The organism is Arthrobacter sp. CAN_A2 (assembly GCF_015752045.1).
GTDB lineage: Bacteria > Actinomycetota > Actinomycetes > Actinomycetales > Micrococcaceae > Arthrobacter_D.
On record NZ_JADOUS010000005.1, the window covers coordinates 110,997 to 130,781 of the forward strand.

Genomic DNA, 19,785 nt, shown 5'->3' on the forward strand with positions numbered 1-19,785 from the left:
TCGACAGAAGTAGGTGGTCCATGTCACAGTAGGCGCGTGGACGACGACGTCAGCAGCAGCAGGGAACCGGCTCCGATCCTGCACGTCACCGGACTCTCGAAGAGCTTCTTCGGAGTGCCGGTACTGCAGGACGCGTCACTGACGCTCTTCCCCGGCGAGGTCCACGGACTCGTCGGTGAGAACGGGGCCGGCAAATCCACCCTGATGAAACTCCTCGCGGGCGTGCACGTGCGCGACGCCGGGATGGTGGAGATCGACGGACAGCCCGTCAGCTTCACCCATCCGCTGCAGGCCCGACGCGCGGGGCTCTCCACCGTCTTCCAGGAGTTCAACCTGCTGCCCGAGCGCACCGTGGCGCAGAACATCTACCTGGGGCGGGAGCCGAGGAAGGGGCTCCTCGTGGACCGACGCGCCATGACCAGGGACACCGTGGCGCTGCTCGAGGAGCTCGGCATCACCAGCATCCGGCCGACCGACGTGATCAGTTCGCTCTCGGTGGCGCAGCAGCAGATCGTCGAGATCGCCAAGGCCGTCAGCTACGACGCCCGGATCATCTCCATGGACGAACCGACGGCCGCGCTGGCCGGCCCCGAGGTCGAGCTCCTCTACGCGATCGTCGACCGGCTCCGGAAACGGGGTACGGCGATCCTCTACGTCTCCCACCGTCTGACGGAGGTCTTCGACCTCTGCGACACCATCACCGTGCTCAAGGACGGGCGCGTCGTGACGTCGTCGCCCGCCGCGGACATGGATGACGCCTCACTCGTCAGGGCCATGGTCGGCAGGCCCATCTCCGCGTTCTTCCCCGATCCCCTGCCGGGCACCACCGCGGGCGAACTCCTGCTGGAGGTCCACGGCGCCGGCAACGACCAGCTCGACCACGTCCACATCACGCTGCGGGCCGGCGAGATCGTCGGGGTCGCCGGGCTCCAGGGGTCGGGCCGGTCCGAGCTCGTCCACGCGGTCTTCGGCGCAGCACCCTTCACCCGCGGCACCGTGACACTCGGGGGACGCGACCACCGGCCGGCCTCCCCGCGGGAGGCCATCCGGCACCGCGTCGCCCTCATCACCGAGGACCGCAAGGCCGAGGGCCTCAGCCTGAACCAGTCGATCATCGACAATGCACTGAGCATCGTGCGGTCCGTCCATCCGCGCCGCACGGCCGCGGCCCGCCGCCGAGCGCCCGCCGTCTTCTCGTCCCTGGAGGTGATCGCACGGGACCTCGACCAGGAGGTGCAGTACCTCTCGGGCGGGAACCAGCAGAAGGTCGTCCTCGCCAAGTGGCTCGCAATCGATCCGCAGGTCGTGCTGCTCGACGAGCCGACCCGCGGCATCGACGTCGGCGCGAAGGTCGCCGTCTACACCCTGATGCGCCGCCTGGCGCGGGAAGGCAAGGCCATCCTCATGGTCTCGAGTGAACTGCCCGAGGTACTCGGCATGTCGGACCGGGTGATCGTCATGCGGGACGGCCGCATCGCAGGAGAGGTGCCGGCGGGCGCGTCCGAGGAGCAGGTCCTCCAGTTGGCGACAGGAGCCCGGGGGGTCCCCTCGTGAACCGCCTGACCTCGACGCACATCGTCTACCTCGTGGCCCTGCTCACGGTCATCGCGGGCACCATCCTCGTGGGCTCGACGGGCCGCAGCTTCTTCAGCCCCGGCAACATCTCCGACATCCTCACGGGGACCAGCATCCTCGGCTTCATCGCCATCGGGCAGACCCTCGTGATCCTCGTCGGGAGCCTGGACCTCTCCGTGCCGTACGTCATCAGCCTCTCGAGCCTGATCGGGGCCGGCATCATGGCGAACCAGCCGGGCAACATCCTCCCCGCGGTGCTCGCCGCCCTGGTCGTGTCCGGGCTCATCGGCCTTGCCAACGGTGCGGTGGTGGCCGGGCTGAAGGTCCACGGTTTCATCGCCACCCTCGGGATGGGCCTGATCATCAGCGGCTACCTCGGCTCCAACTACCAGGGCAGTTCCGGCCAGGCCCCGCTGGCCTTCCGCCTCGTCGGCGCCACGGGGATCGGCCCTGTCCCGGTCTCGACCCTCATCATGCTCGCGTGCGCCGCCGTCGTCCTGCTCATGCTGAACACCACGCGTCTCGGGCACGCGATATACGCCGTGGGCGGTGATGCCTCCGTCGCGAGGATGTCCGGTATCAGGACCGCGACCCCGGTCGTCGCCGCCCACGTGATCTGCTCCATGCTGGCCGGCCTGGCGGGACTGCTGCTGGCCGCCCGGCTCGGCGTGGGCAGCCCGACCATCGGCTCGCAGGGCGGCTACGACCTGCTCTCGATCGCCGCCGTCGTGCTCGGCGGCACCCTCCTCGCCGGCGGCAAGGGGTCCCTCGTGGGGACCCTCGGCGGCGTCCTGATCTTCGCCATGCTGGACAACATCATGAGCGTGCTGCAGGTCAACCCGTTCCTCAAGGACGTCGTCCGCGGCGTCGTGATCGTGGTGGCGGTCGCCGTCTATGCGCGGCGGACCGTCGTGCACCGCCAGGCCCGGTTCGGGCGCGGAGCTGTCCCGGACAGTGCGGGTCCTCCCCCAGGTGCCGCGTCGTCGCAGCACGACGACGACGGGCCGGCCGACGGCGCGGGCCGCGGGGCGCGGAACGGGGTGTCCGCATGAGCGTGGCCACCGGACGCGCCGTCCTCGAACAGGACCGGTCCCCGCGGGGGGAACGACTGCTCCGCGCGCTCCGCTCGCCGAGCGGGGCGATCTTCGTCCTCGTCGCCGTCCTGCTGATCGCCGTCCTCGCAGCCAATCCCTCGTTCGGCGAGCCGGGATCCCTGATCCGGTTCATCGGACGGACGGCTCCCATCGCCATCGCCGCCATCGGCCAGTACTTCGTCATCGTGGCCGGCGAGTTCGACCTGTCCATGGGGTCGGTCGTCACGGCGCAGGTCATCATCGCCGGCAACCTCGTCGGCCAGGACGAATCGCGCACCGTGCCGGTCCTGGCCCTCATGATCGTGTTCGGCGCGTGCGTGGGACTCGTCAACGGCCTCGTGACCACCCTGCTGAAGGTCCCGAGCTTCATCGTGACACTCGGCATGATGCTCGCCCTGCTCGGCCTCGTCCTGTACTGGACCGGCGGTGCCGCCACGGGGAACCCCGCCGACAGTTTCCGCCAGATCGGCCGCGGCGGTATCCGGGACGTCCCCGTCCTCGAGGTGATCCCCTATCCCGTCCTCCTCCTCGTGATCATCGCGGCGGGCGCCTTCTGGCTCATGCGCCGGCCCTACGGACGCACCCTGATCGCCGTCGGCGACAACGCGCAGGCCGCCGCCCTGACCGGTGCACCGGTCTGGTGGGTCCGCACCCGCGCCTTCATGCTGTCCTCGCTCGCGGCCACCGTGGCCGGTGTGATCCTCGTCGGCTACGCGGGAGTGCACCCCTCCGTGGGCCAGGGCTACGAGTTCACCGCCATCACCGCCGTCGTCCTGGGCGGGGTGGTCCTCGGAGGCGGCCGCGGCTGGGTGCTGTCGGCCGCCGCGGGGGCCTTCGCGCTCGAGCTGCTCTTCACCCTCCTGAACTTCCTCGGCGTCCAGTCCACGTGGCGGGACAGCGTGCAGGGCGTGATCATCATCGTCGCGGTCGCCGCGGCCGCCCGGACCTGGCAGCGCAAGCGGCGCGGTTCCAGTACGCAAGCCCATGACCTGCACCGTCCGATAGCACCACCACAGCCCACACCGGGCACCACTGAGGGAGGAACATGATGCGTGGAAGCATCCTGGGCAAGGTCACGGTGATCGCAGCGACGACGCTGCTCACCCTGACGGCCTGCACCACCGATTCATCCATCGAGAACCCACCGGCCTCCGAAGGCGCGGCGGCCGGCGAGTCGGCAGCGGCCGAGCAGCCCACCGAGGACAGCACGGAGTGGTTCGACCAGGCCGTCTACGACACGCAGGACGAACAGCGCTCGGCCACCTTCGAGGGCGATCCCGCGCAGCCGTACGTGCAGTACATCGACGGCGAAATGGCGGACACCTCGGCGTTCGCCGCCGAAGGACCCCGGAAGGCCTGTTTCTCGAACGCGTCGATCTCGAACCCGTGGCGCCAGACGGGCTGGATCACCATGAACCAGCAGCTCAAGGTGCTGCAGGACTCCGGGGTCATCTCCGAGATGGAGACGCGCGACGCGCAGGACGACGACAACACGCAGATCGCCGACATCGACTACTTCATCTCCGACGGCGACTGCGACGCCTTCATCATCTCGCCCAATTCGACGGCGGCGATGACACCCGCCGTCGAGCGTGCGTGCGAGACCGGGAAACCGGTCATCGTGTTCGACCGCGGCGTCCAGACCGACTGCCCCGTGACCTTCATCCATCCCATCGGCGGCTTCGCGTGGGGCATCGACACGGCCGAGTTCCTCAGCGAACGGCTCGGGGAGGGAGACAAGGTGGTCGCCCTGCGGATCCTCCCCGGCGTCGATGTCCTCGAGCAGCGCTGGGCCGCCGCCGAACGCATCTTCGAGGAGAACGGCATCGAGGCCGTCGACTACTTCACCGGGGCGGACCCCGTGGAGATCAAGTCGATCATCGCCGACGAGCTGGCCAAGGGCGACGTCCAGGGCGTCTGGATGGACGCCGGCGACGGCGCCGTCGCCGCCATCGAGGCCTTCGAGGACGCCGGGGCCGACCTGCCCGTCATGACGGGCGAGGACGAGATGAGCTTCCTGCGCAAGTGGGACGAGACCGGCATCGACGCCCTCGCGCCCGTCTACTCGAACTTCCAGTGGCGGACTCCGCTGCTGGCGCTCGAGAAGATCTTCAAGGGCGAGGAGATCCCGGCGGAGTGGGTCCTTCCCCAGTCGCCCATCACCGAGGACGAACGCGCAGCGTTCCTGACGGCCAACGAGGGCATGCCGGACGGCCACTACGCCAAGTTCGGCGGGGAGGACCTGCCGGGGTATCCGGAGGTCTGGCAGGAACGCCAGATCCCCTGACCGCGCGGTACCCCCAGCAGCAGCAGGAAGGAGGCAGGACCGTGGACACCGGCTACGTCCGCCCGATCGGCGTCAACACCTGGGTCTGGACGTCCCCGCTGACGGACGCGGACCTGCCTCCCCTCCTGCGCCGGATCGCCGCCATGGGCTTCGACGCCGTCGAGCTGCCCCTCGAGAACGTCGGCGACCTCACGGTGGACGCGGTCCGCGACGTCCTGGCGGAGACGGGGCTGAAACCCTACGTGGTGGGGGCCATGGCGCCCGGCCGGAACCTGGTCGGCGCCCCCGACGCCGCCATCCGGAGCACCCAGCAGTACCTCCTCGGCTGCGTCGCGTTCGCGGGCGGCATCGGCGCACCCACGGTGTGCGGTCCCTTCTATGCGCACACCGGCCGGCTCTGGCGCATGGACTCCGCCGAACGCGCGCAGGCCTACGAGGAACTGCGCCGGAACCTCGCCCCTGTGGCGGAGGCGGCCGTCCGCGCCGGCGTCGTCCTGGGGATCGAACCGCTCAACCGGTACGAGACCTCCCTCATCAACACGGTGGGCCAGGCGATCGAGGCGATCGGACCACTCCTCGGCCACGGCGTCGGGCTGGCGCTGGACACCTATCACCTCAACATCGAGGAGCGATCCACGCCCGACGCCATCCGCAGGGCCGGCGACGACCTCGTCCATCTGCAGGTGTGCGGCAACGACCGCGGCGCCCCGGGCGGGGACCAGACCGACTGGCCCGGACTGTTCCGGGCCCTGGACGACGTCGGATACCAGGGCCCGCTGAACATCGAGAGCTTCACCTCGTACAACGCCAGCATCGCCACCGCCGCGGCCATCTGGCGCCCTCTGGCCGTATCCCAGGACCGGTTGGCGGAGAATGGGCTGAGCTTCCTCCGCCGCGCGGATTCCTCCCGGCCCCGGGACGCAGCACCCCTACAAGGAGAAACCCCATGACCACCACCGTGCCCGCACCCGCTGACACCACCGGCGCCCGGCCCGGCCCCCTCGGCGTCGCCATGATCGGCTACGCCTTCATGGGCAAGGCGCACTCGGCGGCCTGGCGGACGGTCGGCAGCCACTTCGACGTCCCCGACATCGCACGGCGCGTCGTCGTCGGCCGCGACGCCGGGAAGGCCGCGGACGCTGCGGCCCGCTACGGCTGGGAGGGCTCGGCCACCGACTGGCGCGAGGTGATCCACCGCGACGACGTCGACATCGTGGACATCTGCACGCCGGGCTATCTGCACGCCGAGATCGCCATCGAGGCCCTGAAGGCGGGCAAGCACGTCCTCGTGGAGAAACCCCTCGCCAACACGATCGCCGAGGGCACCGGGATGGTGGCCGCCGCAGCAGCGGCGAGGGCGCGGGGCGTCCAGTCCATGGTGGGCTTCAACTACCGGCGCATACCGGCCCTCGCCCACGCGCGGACGCTCATCGCGGACGGGCGGCTGGGCGCCATCCGCCAGCTGCGCGTCGCCTACCTGCAGGACTGGCTCTCGGATCCCGAGTCCCCCATGACCTGGCGTCTGCGCAGGGAGACCGCGGGGTCGGGGGCCTTGGGCGACATCGCGTCCCACGCGCTCGACCAGGTGCAGTTCCTCACGGGCCAGGAGGTCACCGAGGTCTCCGGCCGGCTGCGGACCTTCGTCGGGCGGCGCCCCGGTGCGGATGGGCCGGAACCGGTGACGGTCGACGACGCCGCCTGGATCACCGCGGAACTCTCGGGGGGCGCCGTGGCGACCGTCGAGGTCTCTCGCATGGCGACCGGGGTGAAGAACGGCCTGCGCATCGAGGTCTTCGGCGAGCGCGGTGCCCTCCGCTTCGACCTCGAGAACCTCAACGAGCTGTGGTTCATGGAGGCCTCCGGGCCGGTCACGGAGCAGGGCTTCCGGCGCATCCTGGTCAGCGAGCCCGGCCACCCGTACCTCGAGGGCTGGTGGCCCCCAGGCCACATCATCGGGTGGGAGCACACCTTCACCCACCAGCTCCGCGACTTCCTCACCTCCATCCGGACGGGCGAGCCGCCCCAGCCCTCGTTCGAGGCCGGACTGCAGATCCAGCGCGTCCTCGCCGCGGTCGAGGAGAGCGCGGCGGCCCGGAGCGCCGTCGTCCAGGTCGGTTCGGCCGCCCACACCCAGCCGTGGACCACCCCCCTTGCCAAGGAGACCGCATGACCCGCAATTTCACCCTGTTCACCGGCCAGTGGGCCGACCTCCCCTTCGAGAAGGTCGCCGAGCTCGCCGGCCAGTGGGGCTACGACGGCCTCGAGATCGCCGTCTCCGGCGACCACCTCGACGCCTGGCGCTGGGACGACGACGCCTACATCCAGGACCGGCTCGACATCCTCGAACGCAACGGCCTGAAGGTCTGGGCCATCTCGAACCACCTCAAGGGCCAGGCCGTCTGCGACAACCCGATCGACTTCCGCCACGAGGCGATCGTCGGACCGCGGGTCTGGGGCGACGGCGACCCCGAGGGCGTGCGCCGGCGCGCCGCCGAGGAGATGAAGCTGACCGCGCGCCTCGCGAAGAAGCTCGGCGTGGACACCGTCGTCGGCTTCACCGGCTCCTCGATCTGGCAGTACGTGGCCATGTTCCCGCCGGTGCCCGCCGGCGTGATCGACGCCGGGTACCAGGACTTCGCGGACCGCTGGAACCCCATCCTGGATGTCTTCGACGAGTGCGGGGTCCGCTTCGCGCACGAGGTCCACCCCTCGGAGATCGCCTACGACTACTGGTCCACGCAGCGCACCCTCGAGGCCATCGGCCACCGCCCCGCCTTCGGCCTCAACTGGGACCCGAGCCATTTCATGTGGCAGCAGATAGACCCGGTGGCCTTCATCTCGGACTTCAAGGACCGCATCTACCACGTGGACTGCAAGGACACGAAGATGCGCATGGGCGGGGGGCGCAACGGGATCATGTCGTCGCACCTGCCCTGGGGGGACCCGCGGCGCGGCTGGGACTTCGTCTCCACGGGCCGCGGCGACGTGCCCTGGGAAGACAGCTTCCGGGCGCTGACGGCCATCGGCTACGCCGGTCCCATCTCCGTGGAATGGGAGGACGCCGGCATGGACCGGCTGCAGGGGGCGCTCGAGGCCCTCGCCTTCTTGAGGCGCTTCGACTTCGCGCCGTCCGAGACGTCCTTCGACGCCGCCTTCAGCCAGTAGGGACCCAGCTTCGGTCCGGCCGCGCCGGGATTGCACCCGGCGCGGCGTCCGCCGGTGTGATTCCGCTCATTTCGTAACCTTGTAGAAATGCAGGCGGAGTAGCCTTGGATCATGCATGAACTCCAGGCACGGATCATCGAGGAAATGGGCGTCAAGCCCACCATCGACCCGGCGGCGGAAGTCCGCAGCAGGGTCGGATTCCTGAAGGACTACGTTCGGTCCACAGGCACACGCGGGTTCGTCCTCGGCATCAGCGGCGGGCTCGACTCCACCCTGGCGGGCAGGCTCGCCCAGCTCGCCGTCGACGAACTGCGCTCCGAGGGGGCGGATGCCGATTTCATCGCCATCCGCCTGCCCTACAACGTCCAGAAGGACGAGGAGGATGCGCAGGCAGCCCTCGCCTTCATCCAGCCGCGCACCTCGAAGGTGTTCAACGTGGCTCCCGCCGTGGACGGCATCCAGCAGGAGTACGTGAAGACCACCGGCGAGAGCATCTCGGACTTCACCAAGGGCAACGCGAAGGCCCGTGCCCGCATGATGGCCCAGTACGCCATCGCCGGGCAGCACAACCTGCTCGTCGTCGGCACGGACCACGGCGCCGAGTCCGTCACCGGGTTCTTCACCAAGTTCGGGGACGGCGGAGCCGACGTGCTGCCGCTCTTCGGCCTCGACAAGCGCCAGAACCGCGCCGTGCTGAAGGAACTCGGAGCCCCGGCCGCGCTCTTCGACAAGATCCCGACGGCGGACCTGCTGGACGAGCTGCCAGGCCGTGCCGACGAGCACGAGCTCGGCCTCACGTACGAGCAGATCGACGACTACCTCGAGGGCCGCGAGGTCGACACCGATGCCGCCAAGGCCATCGAGCACCGCTACTGGACCACACGGCACAAGCGCGCGGTGCCGGTCACCATGTTCGACTCGTGGTGGCGGGAGTAAAGGGCACCGTTGGTAACGTAGGGGGCGTGAAGATCGCCACCTGGAACGTCAATTCCCTCCGTGCCCGCGCCGACCGCGTCGAAGCCTGGCTGAACAGGTCCGACGTCGATGTCCTGGCCATCCAGGAGACGAAGTGCAAGGACGACAACTTCCCCTGGGAGTTGTTCGAGAACAGCGGCTTCGAGGTGGCGCACTTCGGCCTGAGCCAGTGGAACGGCGTCGCGATCGCGTCACGCGTGGGCCTCGACGACGTCGAGCGGACCTTCCCCGGCCAACCCCCCTTCGGCAAGCCGGGCGCCGACGAGGTGCAGGAGGCTCGGGCCATCGCGGCGACGTGCGGCGGGGTGCGGGTCTGGAGCCTGTACGTACCGAACGGGCGGGCGCTCGACGACCCGCACATGCCGTACAAGATCGACTGGCTGGACACCCTCCGCGGGCACGCGCAGCAGTGGATCTCCGACGACCCCGATGCGCAGATCGCCCTGATGGGCGACTGGAACATCGCCCCGCAGGACGACGACGTCTGGGACATCGACCTGTTCGTCGACGGCGGCTATACCCACGTCAGCCCGGCCGAGCGCGCCGCGTTCCAGGCCTTCCTCGACTCCGGTTTCGCCGATCTCGCGCGGCCCTTCACCCCCGGCCCCGGCCTCTACACCTACTGGGACTACAAGCAGCTCCGCTTCCCGAAGAAGGAGGGCATGCGCATCGACTTCGTCCTCGGATCCCCCGCCCTGGCCGCCCGTGCGACCGGCGCCTTCGTGGACCGGGAAGAGCGCAAGGGCAAGGGCGCCTCGGATCACGCCCCCGTCGTCGTGGAACTCAGCGGGCCGTGAGCCGCATGGGCCGTGTCATCCGGCCGTTCCCGTACGTCTCCTATCTCCGCGTCTACGAGCCCCTCGACGCCTTCTCCGACGCCCAGCAGCTGGCCATCCTCGAACAGCGGGCGCGCGAGCGGGAACTGACCGAGGAGATGGAGCACGAGCAGTCGCTGCGGCGCATCCTGCGCACCGTCTCGGACCCCTTCCCGCATCACGAGTCCGACCTCGTGCGGGTCACCCACTTCCCCAGCCTGAACGGGACGACGACGCCCTACTACTGCCCCAACCAGCTCGCCGTCCGCACCACGCTCGCCGCCGAGTCCCTGGACCAGAGCCTGCGCGGACCCCTGATCGACGTCCTCGTGCCGGAGATCGCCCGTGAGGCGCACCAGGCCCGGCTGGACCCGGACACCTTCGCCGATTCGGTTGCGAAGCTGTACACGCGGTCGGCGACGTGGGGTGTGCCCTTCGCGTGGTTCGCCCTGATCCACGAGGACGACCTCACCGAGGTCGTCGAGGACGACGGCCGGGTGAGCACGGTCCGGATCACGGCGCGGATCGGTGACTGCATCGACCGCGGGCGCCGCTCGGTCGCCCAGCTGGCCGTCGGCGCCCCGGAGATGGACCTGCTGGACGAGCTCACGGATATCGTCGAGTGGCTCGAGATCTTCCGGCGGGACGCCGTCGTCGAGGTCGACTACGGGCCGGTCGCCGACCGCGTGTTCCCGGACGACTCACCCATGGATGTGCGCCTCGGGATCGAGAGTCTGGCCGAGGCCGACATGATGGGCGCCGCCGCGTCCTACCGGCGCCTCGCGTCGCGGTGGATCCCGATCCGCCAGCTCGCGCGAGCCTCCTGACCCCGGCGGAGGAGCGGCGCCTCCACCCTGCGCGGGCGTGCGCCGATGACGGGCCGGCGCCTCAGGCCCTGACCGGTCCGGTCGTCTCCCGCTCGATGAGCGTGTGGGGCCGCGAGGGCGGATAGTCCGCCGGCTCGTTGCGCAGCAGCTCCCCGAGCAGGATGTCCGCCGCGTAGGCGCCCTGGTCCTCGGGATCCTGACGGATGGTGGTCAGGCCCATGGGTTCGGAGAACTCGTGGTCGTCGATGCCGATCACGGACAGCTCGCCCGGCACGGCGACACCGAGCTCGGCCGCGGCCTTCAGGACGCCGAACGCCATCTCGTCGGAGGAGCAGAACACCGCCGTCGGCCGGTCCGCCGGATCGGCGAGCAGCTTCAGGGCCGACACACGGGAGGTGGCGAAGCGGAAGTCGCCGAACGCCGACCAGTCCTCGCGAACGATCAGCCCGTGGTCCGTCATGGTCTGCTGGAAGGCCTGCTCGCGGAGGCGCGGCACCTCGAAGTCGATGTCGAAGGACCCCCCGCCCCGCATATGGGCGATCCGCGTGTGGCCGAGCCCGATCAGGTACTCCACCGCGTCCCGTGCCGCGCGGGCGTCGTCGATCCCGACGTGCCGGACACCCTCGACCGCGCCGCCCACCACGATGTTCGGGTACTCCAGTTGCTGGACGGCCGTCCGCTCGTCCTCGGTGAGATGCATGCACATGACCAGCAGCGCGTCGATGCGCTTGCGGAGGATGGATCGGTGGAACACCCGGTCCCGGTTCACGCCCGCACCACCGAGGCTGAAGACGATGAGGTCGTACCCGGCCCCGCGCAGTTGACGATCCACACCTTCCAGGACGGCGGAGAAGTACCAGCGGTCGATCACCGGGACGAGCACGCCCATCGCCATGGTGCGGCCCGAGGCGAGGCCCGAGGCGGCCGATGACGGGACGTAGCCGAGCCTCTTCGCCGTGGAGGTGACCCGCGCCCGGGTCTCCTCGGCGACGCCCGGCAGCCCACGCAGCGCACGGGAGACCGTGGCCGTCGAGACCCCGAGGGCCGACGCGACGTCGTCGATGCTTGTCACGGGTCAGCCCTTCAAACCACCGGCCAGCAGGCCCCGCACGAAGTACCGCTGGAGCCCGAAGAACACGGCGAGCGGGATGATCATCGAGACGAAGGCCCCTGCCGTCAACCGCTGCCACTCACCGCCCCGTGAGCCCTGGAGCTCGGCGAGGCGCTGGGTGATGGGGGCGACGTCGGCCCCGCCGCCCGAGAAGACGAGGGCCACCAGGAGGTCGTTCCACAGCCACAGGAACTGGAAGATACCGAAGGAGGCCAGGGCGGGCGTGGCGAGCGGGATGATGATCCGCCAGAAGATGGTGCTGTGGCTCGCGCCGTCCACCCGGGCGGCCTCGATCACCTCTCCCGGGATCTCCGCGATGAAGTTGTGCAGGAGGAAGATCGCCAGCGGCAGGCCGAAGATCGTGTGGGCGACCCAGAGCTGCGCGTAGGTGCCGCTGGGCAACAGCTGGAAATCGCCGAACGTCAGGACCCGCGTGAAGAGCTGCAGGAGCGGGATCAGCGCCATCTGCAGGGGCACGATCTGGAGGGCGAAGACGAAGATGAAAAGACTGTCCTTGCCGCGGAAGCGACCCCAGGCGAACATGTAGGCCGCCATCGACCCGAGGACCAGCGTGAAGATGGTCCCGGGGATCACGATCGCCAGTGAGTTGACGAAGTACGACAACAGGTTCGGGGACTGGCTCCCGCCGGGGCTGAGGACGTCCGCGTAGTTCTCCAGCGTCAACTGGCGGTCGGTGAACACGTTCCACCAGCCGTTGCCCTTGATGTTGTCCTCGGGCCGGAAGGACGAGATGAACAGGCCGAAGGTCGGGATGGTCCAGATGACGGCGATGATGACGGCGGCCGCCGTCGCGGTGCGGGAGGTCAGGCGCTGCCTGACCCGCTTCTGCATGGTGGGACGGCCCCGGGTGGTGTCGTCCTCGGCGTCCGGCAGGAGGTCCTTGTTCTCGAGGGGGAGCGTGCTCATCGGATTTCCTTCTGCTTGCGGAGAAGCCGGGCGTTGTACACGACCACCGGCAGCACCATGAGGAACAGGACCAGGGCCAGGGCGGCTCCACGGCCCGGCTCACCCGCCCGGAAGGCCTGGGTGTACATCTCGTTGGCGACGACGGACGTCTCGTACTGCCCCGCGGTCATGGTCCGCACGATGTCGAACACCTTGAGCGTGCCGATCGTGATGGTGGTGACGACGACGATCAGCGAGCCCCGGATCGTCGGGATGGTGACGTTGCGGAACTGCTGCCATGCGCTCGCGCCGTCGAGCCGTGCGGCTTCCACGATCTCGGTGGGGATGCCCTTGATGGCGGCCGACAGCACCACCATCGCGAAGCCGGTCTGGATCCAGATCATGACCGCGATCAGGAACAGGGTGTTCTCGGGTGCATCGAGCAGGAACTGCTTCGGCTCCTGGCCGAACCACACCAGGATCTGGTTGAACAGGCCGATCTGATCCTGCTCGGGGCCCTTGTAGGCGTAGACGAACCGCCAGATGATGCCGGCGCCGACGAAGGAGATCGCCATGGGCATGAAGACCAGCGCCTTCAGCGCCCTCTCCCCGCGGGCCCGGTCGATGAACACGGCGTAGGCCAGGCCGATCGAGGATGCCAGCAGGGGCACGAGGACCACCCAGATGACGGTGTTGCGCAGGGTGACCAGCGCCTCCGGCTGCGTGAACATCCAGACGAAGTTGTCGAGACCCACGAATTCGCCGTTCCGGCCGGTCAGGGAGAGGTACGAGGTCTGCAGCGCCGGGAACACGAGCCCGACGGCGAGCAGGAGCAGGGCCGGCGCCAGGAAGCCCGCGATCTGGACCTTCTCACGCCCGCTCTTGGGAGCCCTGTCCACCAGGAGCATGATGATCCCGATGATCGCGGCGAAGACGGCGAGGCCCACCACCACCTGTAAACCTTTGTCTGCAATTTCTTCCACAGCCCAGCCTCCTGGCGTGCTTTCTGAAAGTGAATGGGGAGGCGGTGGGGCAGGGAGGACCGCGATGCACGGTCCTCCCTGCTCCACCGGAGGTCCGCGGGCACCCCGACCGGCCGGTCGGCGTGCCCGCTGCTACCTGCCTAGGAAGCGGGCCAGCTGTCCTCGACGGTCTGCGTGACTTCCTCGGTCGAGGAGCCGTTGATCCAGTTGACGATGCCGCTCCAGAAGGAGTTGGCGCCGACGGCGCCCGGCATCAGGTCGGATCCGTCGAAGCGGAAGACCGTGTTGGGGTCCTGCAGCAGCTCGATGGACTGGCGGTCCAGGTCCGACGTGGCGACCGCGGGATCGAGTCCCTTGTTCGCGCTGATCGCACCTCCCTGGGCGACGCGGGCGTTGGCGAACTCGGCGCTCGCGAGGAACGTCTGCAGTGCCTGCACCTCGGGACGGTCCGCGTAGGCGCCGATCAATTCGCCGCCGCCCGTGATGGCCGTACCCTGGGATGCGTCGATCGGCGGGGTCATGAAGGCCCAGACGTCGCCGTCCTCGGCGACGGCGGTCCCCTCGGGCCAGTTCGCGGCCTGGAAGGACGCCTGGTGGTGCATGGCACACTGGCCGTCCAGGACGGGCTGGCCGGCCTCGGCGAACGGTGTCGAGAGGATCGAACGGACATCACCGAAACCGCCGTTGACGTACGCGTCGTTCTTCAGGATGTCGCCCACGCGGTCGAAGGAATCGACGATCTTGGGATCGTTGAACGGGATCTCGTGCGCGACCCACTGGTCGTACACCTCGGGGCCGTGTTCGCGCAGGACGGCGTCCTCCACCCAGTCGGTGCCCGGCCATCCGGTGGCCTCACCGGACTCGAAGCCGGCGCACCAGGGCTTCATCTCCCCCTCGCCGGCGATCTTCTCGGACAGTTCGGTCATCTCGTCCCAGGTGGTGGGGACCTCCCAGCCCTTCTCCTCGAACGTGGCCGGCACGTACCAGACGTAGCCCTTCACGTTGGCGAGCATGGGCGCGGCGTAGAAAGTGCCGTCCACCGTTCCGTACTTCTTCCAGTCCGCGGACCAGTTCTCGTCGACGAGATCCGAGACGGCCTGCGGTGCAGGCTTGAGGTTCGAGGCCTGGTCGGCCAGGAGGCCGGGCTGCGGGAAGATGGCGAGGTCGGGAGCGGTGCCACCCTGGGCCCGCACGCCGATCTGCGTCTCGAACTCCTTGGAGCCCTCATAGGCCACCTCGACGCCGGTGCACTCGGAGAAGTCCGCCCAGGACTCCTCGAGCCGCTCCGCCTCGACGTCGACGATCGTCGAGTAGACGCTGACCTCGGCGTTGTCGAAGGTCCCGTAGGACTCGTAGGCGGCGCAGTCCGCGTCGCCCGATCCTCCCGCGCTGTCCGAGCCTTCCGAACCACAGCCGGCGAGAGCGAGGAGGGAAACACTGAGTGCTGCGACGGGCAGCACGAATTTCCTTGAGCGAATAGTCGCCATTGAAACAGACTCCTTTGTCTGGCGGTCCGTCCACGGACGGGTCTACGGCTGGACGCGCCAGGACCCGAGGATGTTCCGCCTCACTGATTGGTATCGCAACAGTAAGCGCTTACATGATGCCTGTAGGCCCATTACGGTTTTCGATACCAAATTGTGACCCACTTCACGGCTCAGGCGACGCGGTCCGACCGCGAGAAGTGGACCCTCGCGCCGGATCGGATACTGATCAGCACCGGCGTGCGATAGCCGGTGACCCGGTCCAGTGCCTCGACGAGACGGGAGACCTCGGCTGCGACCGCGTACGCGGGCACGCCCTTGCGGGGGAACACCCGCACGCACAGGCTCGGGACACCCCGGATCATCCACGTGGTGACGGAGGCAGCGGCGAGATCCGAACGTTCCAGGAGCGCCGCCCTGAGTGCCTGCTCGGCCGCCGCGGCCGTGATCGTCACCGTCCCGGCGGCATCGGCCGTACCGGTGCCTGTCGTCCCGCGGCTCCGGCCGGTCGAGGCAGGGCGGGCTTCGTCCATCGATGCGAAGATGCCCGTGCGCCCCCTTCCCTGCGCGGTGATCCAGAGGACGAGCAGCACGATCAGCAGCAGCAGGGCCGCTGCCAGCGCCAGCCACAACCAGGTGTCGTCCTGGCCGTCGAGGGTGGTCCGCGTCCGGGTATCGTCGACGGCCTCGCCGACCCGCGGCGCCGCGGAGGCCCACCAGGAGGCGACGGCGGGCACGGTCAGGAGCGCGAGTCCGGCGGCCCCGGCCGCGGCGGCGAGGAGCCCGACGACGGCGAGGAGCAGGCGGTTGAGCCCCCGCGGTGTCGTATTCATTGCCCGATCACCCCCGACTCCGCCACGACGACGGCGATCCGCGGTTCGGGGTCGACACTCGATCGCCGGAGGTCGTCCGCCACCGCGGCGCGGATGGCGTCCGCGTCTACCGGGATCCCGGACGTCGGCCGGACCTGCACCGTCACCGAGGTGCGTCCCACCGTGACGAGGACCTGCTCCGGCCCCACCCCTGCGGCGACCCGCGCACTGCGGGCGAGCGACGATGCAACCACCTCGGCGTCGACGACGACGGCCGCGCGTTCGTCCGGGATGGCGTAGCGGGCCCGCCTGCCCGGCAGCACCGCGAGCAGGACCAGCAGCGAGCCGACGACGAGCAGCAGGAAGGAACCGGCACCGAGCAGGGACGCGGGCACGCCGTCGGGCAGGGCGCCGAGCCATGCTGCCGCGGCCTCCAGGTCGAGCAGGAACGGCTCGTCCCCCACGGCCTGCAGGACGGCCTCGAACAGCAGGACGAGGCAGCCCACGATCAGCAGGGCGCCGGTCACCACCGAGGCCGCGGCACGGGAGGAGTGCAACTCCCGGCGCACGAGGCGCGCGGTGCTCGACGGCGTCGACCGGTCGGGTGGATCGACGCTCACAGGACCCTCGCCCCCTTGGTGACGGTGCTGCCGATGATGCGGATGTCCACACGGCTCAACCGCGTCCCTGTGAGCTCCTGGACCCGCTCGAGGATCGGGGACCGCGCAGCCTCGGCGCGAGCCCACAGGGGACCGCCGAACGTCCCGACGACGTCGGGATCCCCGGCCACCCGCGACAGCGGCGGCACGGGCAGGGGCAGGGCGAGGGTGAGCGCGAGCAGGCCCCGGTCGTCGGCGAAGGACGCCCGGACCTGCACGGGAGGAACCCCCAGCACGTCGGCGGCGACCGCCCGCGCCGTGCTGGTGAGCGCCTGCGTGGTGATGCGGTTGTGGCCGGCGAGGGACACTCCGGGAGGATGCCCGGGGACGGCCGCCAGCGGCTGGATGTGCTTGGGGAGGCGCGCCGGGATGGGCTCGGTGGTCACGACGACGAGCGGCGGCCGGACAGGGCGTCGACGACGCCGCGCAGATCGAGCTTGCCCTCGATGATGCGCCCGACGACGGCACCGCAGAGCACCAGGACGAGCGTGAGGAGGAAGCCCCAGAAGCCGAAGATCAGCGCCGCGAAGGCGAGGACGGCTCCGGCGGCCATGCCGACGATGGTGGGGTTCATGGGTGCCTCACTCGAGCGGCTGCGGGATCTGGGTGGAACCCGCGGGGTGGACGCGCTCCACGGTCTTCTGTTCGGCCGGCGCGGGCAGGTGGACGTCGAGGATCTCGACGTTCACCTCGATGACCTCGAGCCCCACGAGCTCCGTCAGGGCCTCGTACACGGCTGCTCGGACGGCATCGGCGAGCGCGTTCAGCGCGAACCCGTAGGAGGCGACGAGGCTGACGTCGACCGCGAGCTGCGTCTGGCCGACCTCGACCTTGACGCCGTGGGAGAGGTCGTTGGCGCCGACGGCGTCGCGGATGGCCCCCAGGGCGCGTCCGCTGCCGGGGCCCAGCGCGTGGACGCCCGGAACCGCCCGGGCCGCGATGGCGGCGATCTTCGCTGCTGCGGCATCGCCGATCACGGTCCTCCCGACCGGCGCATCCTGGGGGACGGGCAGTTGCCGGCCCGTGGGTTGGTCGATCATCGGAGAACGCCCCTTTCACTCGTGCCCAAGCCTAAGCCACGGTCCGGCCGCTGCGACCGCCCTGTCAGGGGTGAGTGCAGTGCCGTCCGAGCCAATCCTGCACCGGGACCATGGCTCGCCGGAACGCCTTCTCGTCGAACGCACCCGAGCCCCGGGGAGGCGCCTCGACGGACAGCGCGAGCATGGTGAAGTCGTCGTGCAGGTCCCCGGGCACCTTGTCACGGAGGTCGAGGATCTGCTGCTCGAGGGCCTGCAGCTCGTCGGGGTCCGAGCTGGAGCGCAGGGTCAGCGGCGCGAGCATGGCGGTGGTGACGCCGCCGGCGACGATCACGCAGTGGTGGGAGGTCTCGGGGGCCGCCGTCGCTCCGGCCGCACCCTGGAGCGCCGCCGCCGGGTCCTGGGAGGGCGCGGCCGTGCCCGGCTGCGGGGACGGGCTGGCCGGCATCGTCAGCATCGTCTCGGCGGGAGACGGATCACCCTGGCCGCACCCGGACAGGACCAGCGCGAGGGTGCACAACCCGACAGCGGAAGACAGGAGTCTCACTGGTGTCCTTTCGTCTCGGTGCGATGCCGGAGGTCCAACGCGCGGTGACCCCGGATCTATCCCTGATGGTTCCCCCGGGCAACGTGGCCTGGTCAGGACGCGCTCGCACCGCAGTCCCGGACACGACCGGTCCGGCCCCGCCGCAATGCTAAGGGCGGAACCCCGGCGTTGGCTGGGAAGAGGAAGGGCACCGCCGAACAGGCCGGCGATGCCCTTCCCCGCCGGACACGACGGTCAGCGCTTGCCGCCCTTCGCCTTCGACGGCAGGAACTTCTCGCTGACGACAGCACTCACGTTGCCCGCGGCATCGACGGCACGGACGTAGACGGTGGCCGCCCGGTCCCCGATGGCGATGGGGCCCACGTACGTCTCGAACGAGCCGCTGTTGCGGTTGAGCGAGTACTCGATGCGCGACAGTCCGGTGTCATCCGAAGCATCGACCCGCACCGTGCGGGTCGCTGCGTCGAGCGTCGCCGCGACGGTCGGCGCCGCGGCGGGGAGGATTCACCCCGGCGTGGCGCACATACGAGAAAACCCCGCGTTCCGTGGGGAACTGCGGGGTTTCAGCGGTGGCTCCGACCGGCGTCGATCCGGTGACCTCTCGATTTTCAGTCGAACGCTCTACCAACTGAGCTACAGAGCCTCGCGACCATCGTGCAGATGGTCACCGTATCCAGCCGGGCCGGCTTCCCCGAGGGGATCCGGCCGCCTGAGCGACCCTGACGGGACTTGAACCCGCGACCTCCGCCGTGACAGGGCGGCGCGCTAACCAACTGCGCTACAGGGCCTTGCAAACTTCGTCTTGCGCACTTCACTGCTTACTTCACTTGCTGTTTTTGCAAGAGTTCCAGCCTACCAGCACTTTTCGTCCCGGTTGACCGCCCGTGAGGGCATCTCATGCGTACCCCCAACGGGATTCGAACCCGTGCCGCCGCCGTGAAAGGGCGGTGTCCTAGGCCGCTAGACGATGGGGGCCTGGACCACGGTTCGGGTTCCTGCGACCTCCCGGAGGGCGAGCATTTCCGGCGGATCATTCCCTGTCGTGGACCTATAGAACTATAGATGCACATCCGTCTTTACACAAAATCTCCGCCTGTGGCCGGAGTCGGTACGATCAGGGCGTGCCGTTCGAGATCTCGCGTCAGGAATTCGAGGACGCCGTCGACGACGCGATCGACCGCATCCCCGACGACCTCGCGCGCGCCATGGACAACGTGGCGATCTTCGTGATGGAGGAGTACGAGCCGCACCCGGGCGAGCCCGCCGACACCGAACTGCTGGGCCTGTACGAGGGCACCCCGCTGACCGAACGGGACTCCTGGTGGGGCGCCGGGTCGCTGCCCGACCGCATCAGCATCTTCCGCGGGCCCCTCATGCGCCTGTGCGAGGACCGCGAGGAGCTCGTCGAGGAGATCCTGGTGACCGTGGTCCACGAGATCGCGCACCACTTCGGGATCGACGACGACCGGCTCCACCAGCTCGGATGGGGCTGACGGGGAGGAACGTCG

At 69.5% G+C, this 19,785-nt stretch carries 22 protein-coding genes and 3 tRNA genes; 11 read left to right on the forward strand and 14 right to left on the reverse strand.

All coding sequences use genetic code 11. The annotated features are described in order from the left end of the window. Positions 1–36: 36 nt before the first annotated feature. The 10 genes from IWX63_RS07840 to IWX63_RS07885 all read left to right on the forward strand — a co-directional run bounded on the left by IWX63_RS07840 (position 37) and on the right by IWX63_RS07885 (position 10,738). Complete coding sequence (locus tag IWX63_RS07840) at positions 37–1,554, forward strand: sugar ABC transporter ATP-binding protein (protein ID WP_199277602.1); 1,518 nt, start codon at positions 37–39, stop codon at positions 1,552–1,554. Next, entirely contained in the window at positions 1,551–2,627 is a 1,077-nt protein-coding gene (locus tag IWX63_RS07845) for an ABC transporter permease (protein ID WP_199277603.1), read from the forward strand. Before IWX63_RS07840 ends, IWX63_RS07845 begins: the two co-directional genes overlap by 4 nt. Then, on the forward strand, positions 2,624–3,718 hold the full coding sequence (locus IWX63_RS07850) for an ABC transporter permease (RefSeq protein ID WP_199277604.1): 1,095 nt from the start codon (positions 2,624–2,626) through the stop codon (positions 3,716–3,718). The genes IWX63_RS07845 and IWX63_RS07850 overlap by 4 nt, the downstream gene beginning before the upstream one ends. Beyond that, a complete protein-coding gene (locus IWX63_RS07855) occupies positions 3,718–4,956 on the forward strand; it encodes a substrate-binding domain-containing protein (protein ID WP_199277798.1) in 1,239 nt (412 codons plus the stop codon). The genes IWX63_RS07850 and IWX63_RS07855 overlap by 1 nt, the downstream gene beginning before the upstream one ends. Before the next feature lie 41 nt (positions 4,957–4,997). After that, a complete protein-coding gene (locus IWX63_RS07860) occupies positions 4,998–5,906 on the forward strand; it encodes a sugar phosphate isomerase/epimerase family protein (RefSeq protein WP_334685728.1) in 909 nt (302 codons plus the stop codon). Next, a complete protein-coding gene (locus tag IWX63_RS07865; RefSeq protein ID WP_199277605.1) occupies positions 5,903–7,126 on the forward strand; it encodes a Gfo/Idh/MocA family protein in 1,224 nt (407 codons plus the stop codon). Before IWX63_RS07860 ends, IWX63_RS07865 begins: the two co-directional genes overlap by 4 nt. Beyond that, positions 7,123–8,121 (forward strand): sugar phosphate isomerase/epimerase family protein, encoded by a 999-nt coding sequence (locus tag IWX63_RS07870; RefSeq protein ID WP_199277606.1) that lies wholly within the window; start codon positions 7,123–7,125, stop codon positions 8,119–8,121. The genes IWX63_RS07865 and IWX63_RS07870 overlap by 4 nt, the downstream gene beginning before the upstream one ends. Before the next feature lie 111 nt (positions 8,122–8,232). Next, entirely contained in the window at positions 8,233–9,057 is an 825-nt protein-coding gene (nadE, locus tag IWX63_RS07875; protein ID WP_199277607.1) for an ammonia-dependent NAD(+) synthetase, read from the forward strand. Positions 9,058–9,083: 26 nt separating this feature from the next. Then, positions 9,084–9,893 carry an exodeoxyribonuclease III gene (locus tag IWX63_RS07880; RefSeq protein ID WP_199277608.1) on the forward strand — a complete coding sequence of 270 codons (810 nt, stop codon included), beginning with the start codon at positions 9,084–9,086 and terminating at the stop codon, positions 9,891–9,893. A 5-nt stretch (positions 9,894–9,898) separates the two neighbouring features. Next, a complete protein-coding gene (locus IWX63_RS07885; RefSeq protein ID WP_199277800.1) occupies positions 9,899–10,738 on the forward strand; it encodes a hypothetical protein in 840 nt (279 codons plus the stop codon). A gap of 61 nt (positions 10,739–10,799) precedes the next feature. Here the strand turns inward: IWX63_RS07885 and IWX63_RS07890 are convergent, their stop codons facing one another. The 14 genes from IWX63_RS07890 to IWX63_RS07955 all read right to left on the reverse strand — a co-directional run bounded on the left by IWX63_RS07890 (position 10,800) and on the right by IWX63_RS07955 (position 19,252). Continuing rightward, the gene (locus tag IWX63_RS07890; RefSeq protein WP_199277609.1) at positions 10,800–11,810 is read right to left on the reverse strand and encodes a LacI family DNA-binding transcriptional regulator; all 1,011 of its coding nucleotides are present in this window, start codon (positions 11,808–11,810) and stop codon (positions 10,800–10,802) included. Positions 11,811–11,813: 3 nt separating this feature from the next. Next, a complete protein-coding gene (locus IWX63_RS07895; RefSeq protein ID WP_199277610.1) occupies positions 11,814–12,776 on the reverse strand; it encodes a carbohydrate ABC transporter permease in 963 nt (320 codons plus the stop codon). Continuing rightward, positions 12,773–13,738 (reverse strand): carbohydrate ABC transporter permease, encoded by a 966-nt coding sequence (locus IWX63_RS07900; RefSeq protein ID WP_199277611.1) that lies wholly within the window; start codon positions 13,736–13,738, stop codon positions 12,773–12,775. The genes IWX63_RS07895 and IWX63_RS07900 overlap by 4 nt, the downstream gene beginning before the upstream one ends. Positions 13,739–13,878: 140 nt before the next feature. Further along, on the reverse strand, positions 13,879–15,225 hold the full coding sequence (locus IWX63_RS07905) for an ABC transporter substrate-binding protein (RefSeq protein ID WP_199277612.1): 1,347 nt from the start codon (positions 15,223–15,225) through the stop codon (positions 13,879–13,881). Positions 15,226–15,395: 170 nt separating this feature from the next. Further along, positions 15,396–16,055, reverse strand: a complete 660-nt coding sequence (locus IWX63_RS07910) for a hypothetical protein (RefSeq protein WP_199277613.1) — start codon at positions 16,053–16,055, stop codon at positions 15,396–15,398. After that, a complete protein-coding gene (locus tag IWX63_RS07915; protein ID WP_199277614.1) occupies positions 16,052–16,654 on the reverse strand; it encodes a DUF6286 domain-containing protein in 603 nt (200 codons plus the stop codon). The genes IWX63_RS07910 and IWX63_RS07915 overlap by 4 nt, the downstream gene beginning before the upstream one ends. Continuing rightward, a complete protein-coding gene (locus IWX63_RS07920; RefSeq protein ID WP_199277801.1) occupies positions 16,651–17,031 on the reverse strand; it encodes a hypothetical protein in 381 nt (126 codons plus the stop codon). Before IWX63_RS07920 ends, IWX63_RS07915 begins: the two co-directional genes overlap by 4 nt. 44 nt (positions 17,032–17,075) lie before the next feature. Continuing rightward, complete coding sequence (locus tag IWX63_RS07925) at positions 17,076–17,267, reverse strand: DUF2273 domain-containing protein (protein ID WP_199277615.1); 192 nt, start codon at positions 17,265–17,267, stop codon at positions 17,076–17,078. Between the two features lie 7 nt (positions 17,268–17,274). Next, the gene (locus IWX63_RS07930; protein ID WP_199277616.1) at positions 17,275–17,733 is read right to left on the reverse strand and encodes an Asp23/Gls24 family envelope stress response protein; all 459 of its coding nucleotides are present in this window, start codon (positions 17,731–17,733) and stop codon (positions 17,275–17,277) included. 64 nt (positions 17,734–17,797) lie between these two features. Beyond that, positions 17,798–18,277, reverse strand: coding sequence for a hypothetical protein (locus IWX63_RS07935; RefSeq protein ID WP_199277617.1), 480 nt, complete (start codon positions 18,275–18,277; stop codon positions 17,798–17,800). Positions 18,278–18,511: 234 nt separating this feature from the next. After that, on the reverse strand, positions 18,512–18,724 hold the full coding sequence (locus tag IWX63_RS07940; protein ID WP_199277618.1) for a hypothetical protein: 213 nt from the start codon (positions 18,722–18,724) through the stop codon (positions 18,512–18,514). 123 nt (positions 18,725–18,847) lie between these two features. Further along, a tRNA-Phe gene (locus IWX63_RS07945) sits at positions 18,848–18,920 on the reverse strand. Between the two features lie 71 nt (positions 18,921–18,991). Beyond that, positions 18,992–19,065, reverse strand: a tRNA-Asp gene (locus IWX63_RS07950). 114 nt (positions 19,066–19,179) lie between these two features. Next, positions 19,180–19,252, reverse strand: a tRNA-Glu gene (locus IWX63_RS07955). 146 nt (positions 19,253–19,398) lie between these two features. Here IWX63_RS07955 and IWX63_RS07960 point away from each other — a divergent pair. Beyond that, positions 19,399–19,770, forward strand: a complete 372-nt coding sequence (locus IWX63_RS07960; RefSeq protein WP_334685729.1) for a metallopeptidase family protein — start codon at positions 19,399–19,401, stop codon at positions 19,768–19,770. The last annotated feature ends 15 nt before the right edge of the window (positions 19,771–19,785 follow it).